The organism is Marivibrio halodurans (assembly GCF_017963645.1).
Classification (GTDB): domain Bacteria; phylum Pseudomonadota; class Alphaproteobacteria; order UBA8366; family Aestuariispiraceae; genus Marivibrio; species Marivibrio halodurans.
The window spans coordinates 467080-479177 of record NZ_JAGMWN010000001.1 but is presented as its reverse complement, the minus strand read 5'-3'; the positions used below and the strand labels follow the sequence as shown (position 1 = coordinate 479177).

Below are 12098 nucleotides of genomic sequence, written 5' to 3'. Positions count from 1 at the left end.
CGCCATGGATTTCAGCCCGAGCGAGGAACAGCGCCTGCTGATCGAGATGGCGCGCCGCTTCGTGGAGGAGGAACTCTACCCCCACGAACGTACGGTCGAGGAGACCGACGAGGTCCCGGTCGAGGTAGCCGAGAGGATCAAGCAAAAGAGCCGGGAACTTGGCCTCTACGCGGCCGCCATGCCGGAGGAATTGGGGGGCGGCGGTCTCGACACGCTGTCCATGACCATGCTGGACCGGGAATTGGGACGGGCGTCCTATGCGCTGCACTATACGGTCTACCGGCCGTCCAACATCCTCCAGGCCTGTGTCGGGGAACAGCGGGAGAAGTACCTGCTGCCTTGCATCCGGGGGGAGAAGGTGGATTGCCTCGCCATGACGGAGCCGGGCGCCGGGTCCGACGTGCGCGGCATGAACTGCCGGGCCGTGCGCGACGGCGACGACTTCGTCATCAACGGCACCAAGCACTTCATCAGCCATGCCGATTGGGCGGATTTCGTGATCCTGATGGCGGCGACCGGCGAGGAGGACGGCCCGCGCGGCCCGCGTAAGAAGATCACTACCTTCCTGATCGACAAGGGTTGGCCTGGCTTCACAATCCGGCCCGGCTACAAGAACGTCTCGATGCGCGGCTATCACAATTTCATCCTGGAATTCGACGATTGCCGCGTCCCAGCTTCCCAGGTTTTGGGGGAGGTCGACAAGGGCTTCGACGTCGCCAATGACTGGCTCGGCGCGACGCGCCTGCAGGTGGCCGGCACCTGCCTCGGCCGGTGCGACCGGGCGCTGGAACTGGCCACGCAATGGGCGGTGGATCGCAAGCAGTTCGGCCAGCCGATCGGCAAGTTCCAGGGCGTCAGCTTCAAGCTGGCCGACATGGCGTTGAGGCTGCGTCAGGCGGAACTCGTCACCTACGAGGCGGCCTGGAAGCACGACCAGGGCACCATGACCGACAGCGACGCCGCGATGGCCAAGCTGGCGGCGACGGAGGCGCTGGCCTTCATCGCGGACGAGGCGATCCAGATTCACGGCGGCATGGGCCTGATGAACGAACTGCCGTTGGAGATGATCTGGCGCGATGCGCGGCTGGAACGCATCTGGGAGGGCACCTCGGAGATCCAGCGGCACATCATCTCGCGCGGGCTGTTGCGCCCGCTCGGCGGCTGACGGGGGCATCATGGCGGAAGGACGGTTGAGCCGTCTGCTCTCTCCCCGTCGGATCGCCTTCATCGGCGGGCGGGAGTGCGGTGTCGCGATCGAGCAATGCCGCCGCGCGGGCTTCGCCGGCGTGATCGAGGTCGTTCATCCCAAGCGCGAGATGCTGGCGGGCATCCCGTGCAAGCGGTCGGTCGGTGCCCTCGACGCGCCGCCGGACGCGGCCTTCGTCGCGGTGCCGCCCGAGGCGACGGTCGATGTCGTGGCCGAGCTGTCCGCGATGGGCGCGGGCGGGGCGGTCTGCTACGCCGCCGGCTTCAAGGAGGCGGGCGCCGAGGGCGAGGCCCTGCAGGCCCGCGTGGTCGGGGCCGCCGGCGCCATGCCGATCCTGGGGCCGAATTGCTACGGCATGTTGAACTATCTGGAGGGGGTGACCCTCTGGCCCGACGTCCATGGCGGCGAACGGGTGGAGCGCGGCGTCGCCATCGTCGCGCAGTCGAGCAATATGGCGATCAACTTCACCATGCAGGATCGCGGCCTGCCGATCGCGCATCTGGCGACGGTGGGCAATGCCGCGACGGTCGGCCCCGCCGACTTGATCGAGGCGCATGCCGCCGATCCGAGGGTGAGCGCCATCGGCGTCCATCTGGAGGGGCTGCCGGAGGGCGCGGAGCGTTTCGCCCGCGCCGTCGCCGCCGCGCACCGGGCGGGCAAGCCGGTGCTGGCTTTCAAGACCGGGCTTTCCGCGCGCGGCGCCCGCGCGACCTTGAGCCATACCAGCAGCATGGCGGGCGGGGCCGCCGCCTTCGATGCCTATCTGGAACGCCTGGGCGTGCCGCGCGCGGCGAGTGTCCCGGCCTTCCTGGAGACGCTGAAGCTGCTTCACGTTCATGGTGGACTGCCGGGCGGGCGTCTCGTCTCCATGAGTTGTTCCGGCGGGGAGGCGGCGCTGGTCGCCGATACCGCCGAGCGGGTCGGCATCACCCTGCCCGATTTCGATGCGTCGTCGCGCGCCGCGCTGGTCGCGGCGCTGGGGCCGGGGATCGCGATCGACAATCCGCTCGACTATCACACCTATATCTGGCTCGATCAGGCGGCGTGCGAGGCATGCTATACCGCCGCCCTTTCGGCGCCGGTCGATGTCGGGATGCTGGTGCTGGACTACCCCAAGGCCGGTGTCGGGGACGAGACGGGGTGGGAAATGGCGACCGATGCGCTGATCGCCGCCGCCCGGACGACGGGTCGCCCGACCATGGTGGTGGCGAGCCTGCCGGAATGCCTGCCATCCGCCGCGCGCGCGCATCTCATGGCCGCCGGGATCGCCCCGATGCAGGGGATCGAGGAGGCGCTGATCGCCGTCCGCGCGGCCGCATTGGCCGGCGCCGGGCTGGCCCGGGCGGGCGCCGAGGCGGCCGTGGACTCAGCCCACGCGCCGCGCCCGGCCATCCTTGCCGACGGGTCGGGGCGCAGTCTCGACGAATACCGCGCGAAGCGGCGGCTTGCCGCCGTCGGGGTCGCCGTGCCCGAGGGCGCGTTGGTGGCGAGCGCGAGCGAGGCCCTCGCCGCGGCGGAGGCCATCGGCTATCCGATCGTCGCCAAGGCCGTCAGCGCATCGATGGCGCATAAGAGCGAACATGGCGCCGTGCGCCTCGGTCTCGCGGACGCGGACGCGCTGCATGAGGCGGTGGAGGATCTGCTCGCGCTTTCCGGCCATGTGCTGGTGGAGCGCATGGTGTCGTCCCCGGTGGCCGAATTGATCGTCGGGATTATCCGCGATCCCCTGGTCGGCCCGTGCCTGATGATCGGGGCGGGGGGCGTGCTGGCCGAGGTGCTGGCGGACCGCGCGGTTCTCTCGCTGCCGGCGGATCGCGCCGGGATCGAGGCGGCGTTGCGCCGCTTGCGCGTCTTCCCCCTGCTGGAGGGGTATCGCGGCCGGCCGGCGGGCGATCTGTCCGCGACACTGAACGCGATACAGGCGATCGCCGATTTCGCGGCGGCGCAGGGCGACGGTCTCCTCGAACTCGACGTCAATCCGTTGATCGTGGGAACGGACGGGGCGGTCGCGGCCGACGCCTTCATGAGACTTGCGGAGGAAAGGGAGGTGGCATGAGCCAATCTTCGCTGAAACTGACGGAAAAGGACGGCATCCTGGAGGTCGTGGTGGACCGGCCCAAGGCCAATGCCATCGACAACGCGACGAGCCGCGAGATGGGCCTCGCCTTCCAGCGCTTCCGCGACGATCCGTCCCTGCGCGTCGCCATCGTCACGGGCGGGGGAGAGAAATTCTTCTCCGCCGGTTGGGACCTGAAGGATGCGGCCTCCGGCGCGGCCGAATATGAGGACGACTACGGCGTCGGCGGTTTCGGCGGCTTGCAGGAGCTGCCCGACCTAAACAAGCCGGTGATCTGCGCCGTCAACGGCATGTGCGTCGGCGGCGGGTTCGAGATCGCGCTGGCCTGCGACATGTTGATCGCGGCGGACCATGCGCGCTTCGCCCTTCCGGAGATCAATATCGGCGTCCTGGCCGACGCCGCCACCATCAAGCTGCCCAAGCGCATTCCCTATCACGTGGCGATGGACATGCTGCTGACCGGCCGCTGGATGGCGGCCGAGGAGGCCAAGCATTGGGGCCTCGTCAACGAAGTGGTGCCCGGCGAACGCCTGCGCGAGCGCGCCTGGGAACTCGCCCGCCTGCTGGCCGACGGGCCGCCGCTGGTCTTCGCCTGCATCAAGGAGGTGGTGCGCGAGACCGCGAACATGGAAACCCAGGACGCCTTCGACCTGCTGCGCAGCCATGACCTGCCCACCTATCTCGCCATGCTGGAGAGCGAGGACAGCAGGGAAGGCCCGCGCGCCTTCGCGGAGAAGCGCAAGCCGGAGTGGAAGGGGCGGTAGGGCCTTTTCCGGTCCCGACTGTTCCGACGCGCGCTGGGTTTGCGGCCCGGCGCGCGATGGGATAAGCGCTTCCGCATGAGACGCGCACCGCATCAGGATAACCCGACCCTCGGCATCACCTTGGTGGTGGGCGCGATGCTGATCTTCGCGACCCAGGACGCCATCACCAAGGGGCTGGCGGATACCTATTCCACGCCGCAGATCCTGTGGGTGCGGTTCGTCTTCTATGCGGCTTTCGCGCTGGCCTTCTCCTTGCGCAAGAAGCCGCTGCGCGAATGCCTGCGGAGCGAACGGCCATGGCTTCAAATTTTACGGTCCCTGCTGATCCTGGCGGAGATCGGGGCCTTCATCGTGGCGATCCGCACGCTTTCGCTGGCGGAAATCCATTCGTTGCTCGCCACCTTCCCCTTGATGGTGACGGCCATCGCGGCCTTCTTCCTGCGCGAGGCGGTTGGGATTCGCCGTTGGGCGGCGGTTCTGGTCGGCTTTTGCGGCGTGCTGGTGATCCTGCGGCCGGGGTTCGAGGCGTTGAAGCCGGGCGTTCTGGTCGCGCTGCTGACGGCGCTGCTCTTCGCGGCCTATAACGTGCTGACGCGGGTGGTCTCGCGCCATGACGACAGCGAAACCTCGCTCACCTACATGGCGTTGATCGGGGCGGCGGTGATGACGGTGATCGGTCCCTTCTTCTGGACATGGCCGACCTTGGTTGATTGGGGCTGGCTGCTGCTGCTGTCCTGCACGGCGGCGACGGGGCACCTGCTGCTGATCAAGGCGCTGGAGGCGGCGCCGGCCTCCGTGCTGCAACCCTTCAACTACACGCTTCTCGTCTTCGCGACGATCATCGGCTATCTGGTGTTCGACAATTTGCCGGATTCCTGGACCGTCATCGGGGCCGGAATCGTGGTGGCGAGCGGTCTTTACACAATCTATCGCGAACGTGTGCGCGGTGCGAAGCGGCCGGTCGCCGATATCAGGACCTGATGCGCGGGCGCCCCGTCGACCGGCGGGCTTTCCCCACCGGGCCGGACGCTATAGATAGCCCCCATCATCGAACCCCGTTGGAGCCTTGGGCCATGTTCACCGGCATCGTTACCGATCTGGGCCGCGTGCGCGCCGTCGAGCGGCGTGGCGACACCCGTTTCACGATCGCGACCGGCTATGAGGTCGAGGCGATCGCGATCGGCGCGTCGATCTCCTGCAACGGCTGCTGCCTGACCGTGACGGAGGCCGGGCGCGACACCGATGGGACCGGCTGGTTCGCCGTCGACGCCTCGGCGGAGACATTGTCGAAGACCGTGCTGGACGATTGGGCCGAGGGCACGCCGGTCAATCTGGAGCGTGCGCTGCGCCTGGGCGACGAGTTGGGGGGGCATTTCGTGCTCGGCCATGTCGACGGCGTGGCGGAGGTGCTGGACCGCGCGGAGGAGGGGGATAGCTGGCGCTTCGGCTTCCGGGCGCCCGCGCCGCTGCGCCGCTTCATCGCGTCCAAGGGCTCGATCGTCCTCGACGGCGTGTCGCTGACCGTCAACGAGGTGGCGGGCGATCGCTTCGGGGTCAATATCATCCCGCATACCTTCAAGGTGACCGCCTTCCACGACCGGCGTCCCGGCGACCGGGTCAATCTTGAGGTGGATGCCCTCGCGCGCTACGTTGCGCGCCTTCTGGACCGGGAAGAGGACGCATGAACGCGATGGCTGATCGAGCCCCCCATATCATGATCGTCGAGGCCCGGTTCTACGAGGATCTGGCGGATGAACTCGCGCGTGGCGCGACCCAGGCGCTGGAGGCGGCGGGCGCCACCTGGGAGCGTTTCGCGGTGCCCGGCGCCTTCGAGATTCCGGCGGCGATCAACATCGCCCGCAAGAGCCAATTGCATCGGGGCAAGCCGCGCTTCGACGGCTATATCGCGCTCGGCGTCGTGATCCGGGGCGAGACGACGCATTACGATTATGTCTGCGGCGAGAGCGCGCGCGGCCTGATGGACCTGTCGGTCGAGCATTCGCTGGCGATCGGCTATGGCATCCAGACGGTCGAGAACCGGGTGCAGGCCTGGGCACGCGCCAGCGTCGAGGACAAGAACAAGGGCGGCGGCGCGGCGGAGGCTTGCCTCGCCATGATCGCGCTTCGCCGTGAATTCGGGCTGGACGCCTGAGGGACGAGGAACGGAAAGTACCCCATGGGCGAAAAGACGATTTCCAGGAGCGGACGGAAGCTTGCGGCACGCTTGGCCGCGGTTCAGGCGCTTTATGATATGGAGATGTCCCAGCACGGCCCGACCGACGTGATCGCGGCCTTCACCGCGCGCGGCAAGACGGCGGAGCTGGAGGGGGAGGCGCTGCCCGCCGACCCGCAACTCTTCACCGATATCGTGCGCGGCGTCCTGGCGGAGACCAAGGCGATCGACACGATGATCGCCGAGGCCGGACGCACGAAACGGGCGGCCTCGCGCTACGAGGCATTGATGCGCGCGATCCTGCGCGCTGGCGCGTTCGAGTTGTGGCGCAACGAGTCGGCCGATCCGCCACTCGTCATCTCGAACTATCTGACCGTGACGGATTCCTTCTATGACCGGACGGAGATCGGCCTGGTCAATGCGGTCCTCGACTCGCTTGCCAAGACGCTCCGCCCAGCGGGCGGGCAGGGGGGCACCGCCGAACAGGCGGCGGAGGTCGACCCGCTGGAGACGCCGATCGGGCAATCCGGCACCGACGACCCCACGCGGGAGTGATCCGCATGGCCGCGCGGCAGGTGGTGAATGGCTGAAACGCGCGACGATACACCGACCTCCCTTGGTGAATTCGGCCGGATCGGCCGGTTCCTGCGTCCCCTCGCGGCCGGCTTTCCGGGCGCGCGGTCGCTTTCCGACGATGCAGCCCTGATCGATTGCGCGCCGGGGGAGGTCCTGGTGGTGACCACTGATACGCTGGTCGCCGGGGTCCATTTCATCGGCGACGAGGGACCGGCGGATATCGCCGCGAAGGCGCTGCGGGTGAATCTTTCCGACCTTGCGGGCATGGGGGCGCGGCCGGTCTGCTATACGCTCAATCTCGCCCTGCCGAAGATGGTGGATGACGGTTGGCTGGCCGCTTTCTGCGACGGCCTGGCCGCGGATCAGGCGGCGTTCGATATCCATCTCGCCGGCGGGGACAGCGTGGCCACGCCGGGACCGGTCACGATCACCGTGACGGCGTTCGGGGCCGTGAAACCGGCGGAGGCGTTGCATCGCGACGGCGCGCGGGCCGGCGACGACCTCTGGGTCAGCGGGACCATCGGCGATGGGCTCCTGGGGCTGGAGGCCGCCCGGGCTCACGGCTTTGGCGACGCGGCGGCCTATCTGATCGGGCGCTATCGCCGGCCGGAACCGCGCGTGGCGCTGGGCCGGGTGCTGGCGGGCGTCGCGCGCGCGGCGCTCGATGTCTCCGACGGGTTGATTTCGGACGCGGGGCATATGGCGGCGGCCTCGGGCCTTGCGATCGGGATCGACTGTCCCGCCGTCCCGTTCTCCGGGGCCGCGTCGGACATCCTGGCGGACGAGCCGGGGCGGTTGCCGGACTTACTGACCGGCGGCGATGACTACGAACTGCTCTTCGCCGCCCCGCCCGGCGAGCGCGCGGCCGTGGAGGCGGCCGGACGGCGCACCGATACGCGGGTTTCCCGAATCGGCCGCCTCGTCGCAGGGGAAGTAGGCGCCGTCACCGCGTGCGACGCGGACGGGTCGGCCCTGGAATTCGCGCGGCCGGGCTATCGCCACGGCTGAGGATTCCTGCTAGAACAGGAACTTGGAGGGTGTTGTCGGGCCGGTTGCATCGACCGCCCCGTTCTCGGACAAGGCGCCGGCGCGGACCCGTGAAGAAGCTCCTGATCATTCTCGTCCTCCTCATCCTGCTGCTCGGTGCCGGCGGAGGCGGGGCCTATTGGTGGTTCCTCATGCGTGATGCCGGGGAGGGCCACGAGGCCAGTGATGCCGCGCCGGACGATGGGCCGGGCGAGCCGGCCGTCTATGTCGAGTTGGAGGCGCTGACGATCCCGGTGATCCGGGGTGGGGCAGTCGCCAAGTATGTCCTGCTCCAGATCAGCCTGGAGGTCGAGGATCTGGCGGCGCGCGAGGAGATCCAGGAACGCATGCCCCGCCTGATGGATGCCTTCCTGCGCGATCTTCATGCCTATTTCGCGAGCGTGCCGCTCGACAGTCCGCTCAATGTGCGCACGGTGAAGGCCCGCCTTCGGGCGATCGCGGATCGGATCGTCGGTGCCGACGTGGTTCGGGAGGTCCTGATTCAGGGGGCTTACGAGAAGACCAATTGAGGACATGGCCGGTTCCCATGCCCATCTCGGCGTGGGCCATTCGGCTTGACGGGTCGGCGGCGGCGCGCGACCTTCCATGCCCATTCACCGTGTAGTTGATCCAACCGCCCATGTCCGAAGAAGCCAGAAACGGAACCGGCCCGGCGGGCCGCGATCCGACCAAGAGGAATGTCGCTGTCCTGTGCGTGGCGCTCGGCCTCAGTAATACGGGCGCCAGTCTGGTCATGACCGTGACGGCCTTGACCGGCATGCTGCTGGCCGATCCGGACGCGATCTATCATCTGCCCCTCGTCGGCGCGTTGCCGGAAACGGCTTTCGCGACCCTCGCGCTCGGCGTGCAGTTCATCGGCACGATGGCGGCGACGGTGCCGGCCTCCCTGCTGATGGGACGGATAGGCCGGCGGGCCGGCTTCACGATCGGACAGATGATCGGGCTCGCCGGGGCGGCGATCGCCGTTCTGGCGATCATGGGCGGCGATTTCTGGCTGTTCGTCTATGCCGGCTTCATGATGGGCATTCATAACGCCTTCTGGCAGTACTATCGCTTCGCGGCGGCGGACACGGCCTCGGAAGCCTTCAAACCGAAGGCGATCAGCTACGTCATGATCGGCCCGATCATCGCCGGCGTCTTCGGCCCCGAGATCGCCAAGCACAGCCGCGATCTGATCGCCGGCGCGCCCTTCGCCGGGGCCTACGCGGCGATCTGCGTGCTGTCGATCGTCACCACGGGGCTGCTCCAATTCCTCGACATTCCAAAGCCGAGCCGGGCGGAGCGCGAGAATTCCGGCCGTCCGCTGGGCGAGATCGTGGCCAACCCGACACTGCCGGTGGCGGTCTTCGCGGCCATGATCGGCTATGCCAGCATGTCCTTCCTGATGACCGCGACTCCGCTGGCCATGACGTCATATAACCATGCCTTCAACGACGCGGCCTTCGTCATACAATGGCATGTCCTGGGTATGTTCGTGCCGAGCTTCTTCACCGGCGCGCTGATCAAGCGGTTCGGGACCGCGACGATCATCCTGACGGGAACGGTGCTCTATCTGACCGCGATCGCGATCAATTTCTCCGGCGTGGAATTTCTGCAGTTCCTGAGTGCCCTGATCCTGGTGGGGATCGGCTGGAACTTCATGTTCGTCGGCGGTACGACGCTGCTGACCGAGACTTACCGGCCGGAGGAGAAATCCAAGGTCCAGGCGCTGAACGACTTCTGTGTCTTCTCCACCGTCGCGGTGGCGAGCCTGCTTTCCGGCGTGTTGCAGAGCATCCATGGCTGGCAGACCGTGAACCTCGTCGTCGGGATCGCGATGCTCGTCGCCTTCTGCCTCGTCGGGTGGTTCAAGCTGGTCGTTCGCCGACGGCAACGCATGGCGTGAGGGCTGCCCGGGGATGGTGGGCGGGCGGGGTGACGGGACGCCCCGGTTTCGGCCCCATTCCGGTTGCACGAGCGGATGCCATCCCGTAAGGTCCGCCGCGATTTTCCGGGGGAATCAGGCGATATCGACGGCTGACGGCCCCGGGACCATAGGGGAACGACAAGGCCACGCGCGTCCGTCCGATTCGGACGGTCGACGACGGCGGCCGGTCATCGCACATGCTCGCCCCGGACGCTGCCGGATGGGGGAGCTCAGATGAAGGGGAAGGGAAAGCCATGACCTGGCTCATCATTACAATCCTGTGCGGGGTGGCCGCGGTGCTATACGGCATCGTGACCTCGCGCAGCATCCTGTCCATGAGCGCCGGTAACGAGCGCATGCAGGAAATCGCCGGCGCCATCCAGGAAGGCGCCTCGGCTTATCTGAACCGTCAGTACACGACGATCGGCATGGTCGGTGTCGTGGTCGCGGTTATTCTGTTCGCGACGCTGGGTACGGCCAGCGCGGTCGGTTTCATCATCGGTGCCGCGCTCTCGGGCGTCGCCGGTTATGTCGGCATGCTGGTCTCGGTGCGCGCCAACGTCCGTACCACGGAGGCCTCCCGCCAGGGGCTGGCCCAGGGACTTTCCGTCTCCTTCAAGTCGGGCGCGGTCACGGGCATGCTGGTCGCGGGCCTCGCGCTGCTGGCGATCTCGGTCTATTACCTGATCCTGCAGAACATCACGCCGGTCACCGACGGCGAGAACAAGGCGATCATCCACGGCCTCGTGGGCCTCGCCTTCGGCGCCTCGCTGATCTCGATCTTCGCGCGCCTCGGCGGCGGTATCTTCACCAAGGGTGCCGATGTCGGCGCGGACCTCGTCGGCAAGGTCGAGGCCGGCATCCCCGAGGACGACCCCCGCAACCCGGGCGTGATCGCGGACAATGTGGGCGACAATGTGGGCGACTGCGCCGGCATGGCCGCCGACCTGTTCGAGACCTATGTCGTCACGGTCGGCGCCACCATGGTGCTGACGCTGCTCTACGGCATCACCGACAGCACCGTCGCGCTGGCCGATTTCATGGTCTATCCCATGGCGATCGGCGGGGTGTGCCTGCTGGCCTCCATCGTCGCGACCTATTTCGTGAAGGTCGACGGCTCCGGCAACATCATGAAGGCGCTCTATAAGGGCTTCTTCGGCTCGGCCATCATCTCGGCCGTGCTGCTGCTGCCGATCACGCACTTCATTATCGGCCTGGATGCGCCGATGACGATGGACGGCGTCACCTTCACCGGCCTCGACCTGTTCATCTGCGGTCTGCTGGGCTTGGTGCTGACGGCGCTGATCGTTTGGGTGACGGAATACTATACCTCCACCGAATACCGCCCGGTCCGCTCGGTCGCGAAGGCGTCCGAGACGGGAAGCGCCACCAACGTCATCCAGGGGCTCGCCGTCTCCATGGAGGCGACCGCGATTCCGGCGCTGCTGATTTGCGCGGCGATCGTCGTGGCCCACCTGCTGGCGGGTCTGATGGGTATCGCCATCGCGGTGACGACGATGCTGGCGCTGGCCGGCATGGTGGTCGCGCTCGACGCCTACGGCCCGGTCACGGACAATGCCGGTGGCATCGCCGAGATGGCGGAGTTGGACGACAGCGTGCGCAACACGACGGATGCGCTCGACGCCGTCGGCAATACCACGAAGGCGGTCACCAAGGGCTATGCGATCGGTTCCGCCGGTCTCGGCGCGCTGGTGCTGTTCTCGGCCTATACCGCGGACCTCAACCGTTTCTTCGCGGATATCACGGTCGATTTCTCGCTCTCCAACCCCTATGTCGTCGTCGGGCTGATCATGGGCGGTCTGCTGCCGTTCCTGTTCGGCGCGATGGGCATGACGGCGGTCGGCCGCGCGGGCGCCGCGGTGGTCGTCGAGGTGCGCCGCCAGTTCAAGGAAATCCCGGGCATCATGGAGGGCACGACCAAGCCCGAATACGGCCGCTGCGTCGATATGCTGACGAAGCGCGCCATCAAGGAGATGGTCGTCCCCTCGCTGTTGCCGGTGTTGAGCCCGCTGGTGCTCTATGTCGTGATCCTGCTCGTCGCGGGTCAGGGCGCGGCGTTCTCGGCCGTCGGCGCGATGCTGCTGGGCGTCATCGTCACGGGCCTGTTCGTCGCGATCTCCATGACCGCGGGCGGCGGCGCCTGGGACAATGCCAAGAAGTACATCGAGGACGGCAATCACGGCGGCAAGGGCTCGGAAGCCCATAAGGCGGCCGTGACGGGCGATACCGTCGGCGATCCCTATAAGGATACCGCCGGTCCGGCCGTCAACCCGATGATCAAGATCACCAACATCGTGGCGCTGCTGCTGCTGGCCGGTCTGGCGTAA

11 protein-coding genes are annotated in these 12098 nt (G+C 67.5%); all 11 read left to right on the top strand.

Going from position 1 to position 12098, the window contains the following annotated elements:
- Positions 1 to 4: 4 nt before the first annotated feature.
- The 11 genes from KAJ83_RS02195 to KAJ83_RS02145 all read left to right on the top strand — a co-directional run bounded on the left by KAJ83_RS02195 (position 5) and on the right by KAJ83_RS02145 (position 12098).
- On the top strand, positions 5 to 1165 hold the full coding sequence (locus KAJ83_RS02195) for an acyl-CoA dehydrogenase family protein (protein WP_210680374.1): 1161 nt from the start codon (positions 5 to 7) through the stop codon (positions 1163 to 1165).
- Positions 1166 to 1175: 10 nt separating this feature from the next.
- Complete coding sequence (locus KAJ83_RS02190; RefSeq protein ID WP_210680373.1) at positions 1176 to 3263, top strand: acetate--CoA ligase family protein; 2088 nt, start codon at positions 1176 to 1178, stop codon at positions 3261 to 3263.
- The gene (locus KAJ83_RS02185) at positions 3260 to 4048 is read left to right on the top strand and encodes a carnitinyl-CoA dehydratase (RefSeq protein ID WP_210680372.1); all 789 of its coding nucleotides are present in this window, start codon (positions 3260 to 3262) and stop codon (positions 4046 to 4048) included. Before KAJ83_RS02190 ends, KAJ83_RS02185 begins: the two co-directional genes overlap by 4 nt.
- A 75-nt stretch (positions 4049 to 4123) precedes the next feature.
- On the top strand, positions 4124 to 5029 hold the full coding sequence (locus KAJ83_RS02180) for a DMT family transporter (protein WP_210680371.1): 906 nt from the start codon (positions 4124 to 4126) through the stop codon (positions 5027 to 5029).
- A 92-nt stretch (positions 5030 to 5121) separates the two neighbouring features.
- Positions 5122 to 5733: a riboflavin synthase gene (locus KAJ83_RS02175; RefSeq protein WP_210680370.1), complete on the top strand. Its 612-nt coding sequence runs from the start codon at positions 5122 to 5124 to the stop codon at positions 5731 to 5733.
- Positions 5734 to 5738: 5 nt separating this feature from the next.
- Positions 5739 to 6200, top strand: coding sequence for a 6,7-dimethyl-8-ribityllumazine synthase (gene ribH / locus KAJ83_RS02170; protein ID WP_210680369.1), 462 nt, complete (start codon positions 5739 to 5741; stop codon positions 6198 to 6200).
- A gap of 24 nt (positions 6201 to 6224) precedes the next feature.
- Complete coding sequence (locus KAJ83_RS02165) at positions 6225 to 6776, top strand: transcription antitermination factor NusB (protein WP_210680368.1); 552 nt, start codon at positions 6225 to 6227, stop codon at positions 6774 to 6776.
- A 27-nt stretch (positions 6777 to 6803) separates the two neighbouring features.
- A complete protein-coding gene (gene thiL / locus KAJ83_RS02160; RefSeq protein WP_210680367.1) occupies positions 6804 to 7805 on the top strand; it encodes a thiamine-phosphate kinase in 1002 nt (333 codons plus the stop codon).
- Positions 7806 to 7894: 89 nt separating this feature from the next.
- A complete protein-coding gene (locus KAJ83_RS02155; protein ID WP_210680366.1) occupies positions 7895 to 8353 on the top strand; it encodes a flagellar basal body-associated FliL family protein in 459 nt (152 codons plus the stop codon).
- 110 nt (positions 8354 to 8463) lie between these two features.
- Entirely contained in the window at positions 8464 to 9729 is a 1266-nt protein-coding gene (locus KAJ83_RS02150) for an MFS transporter (protein ID WP_210680365.1), read from the top strand.
- Positions 9730 to 10004: 275 nt separating this feature from the next.
- Positions 10005 to 12098 carry a sodium-translocating pyrophosphatase gene (locus KAJ83_RS02145; protein ID WP_210680364.1) on the top strand — a complete coding sequence of 698 codons (2094 nt, stop codon included), beginning with the start codon at positions 10005 to 10007 and terminating at the stop codon, positions 12096 to 12098.

Bases quoted from the DNA above. Each gene is read 5' to 3' on its own strand.
- thiL (WP_210680367.1), top strand. From the start codon at position 6,804: ATGGCTGAAACGCGCGACGATACACCGACCTCCCTTGGTGAATTCGGC.
- KAJ83_RS02185 (WP_210680372.1), top strand. From the start codon at position 3,260: ATGAGCCAATCTTCGCTGAAACTGACGGAAAAGGACGGCATCCTGGAG.
- KAJ83_RS02150 (WP_210680365.1), top strand. From the start codon at position 8,464: ATGTCCGAAGAAGCCAGAAACGGAACCGGCCCGGCGGGCCGCGATCCG.
- KAJ83_RS02180 (WP_210680371.1), top strand. From the start codon at position 4,124: ATGAGACGCGCACCGCATCAGGATAACCCGACCCTCGGCATCACCTTG.
- KAJ83_RS02190 (WP_210680373.1), top strand. From the start codon at position 1,176: ATGGCGGAAGGACGGTTGAGCCGTCTGCTCTCTCCCCGTCGGATCGCC.
- KAJ83_RS02165 (WP_210680368.1), top strand. From the start codon at position 6,225: ATGGGCGAAAAGACGATTTCCAGGAGCGGACGGAAGCTTGCGGCACGC.
- KAJ83_RS02195 (WP_210680374.1), top strand. From the start codon at position 5: ATGGATTTCAGCCCGAGCGAGGAACAGCGCCTGCTGATCGAGATGGCG.
- KAJ83_RS02145 (WP_210680364.1), top strand. From the start codon at position 10,005: ATGACCTGGCTCATCATTACAATCCTGTGCGGGGTGGCCGCGGTGCTA.
- ribH (WP_210680369.1), top strand. From the start codon at position 5,739: ATGGCTGATCGAGCCCCCCATATCATGATCGTCGAGGCCCGGTTCTAC.
- KAJ83_RS02175 (WP_210680370.1), top strand. From the start codon at position 5,122: ATGTTCACCGGCATCGTTACCGATCTGGGCCGCGTGCGCGCCGTCGAG.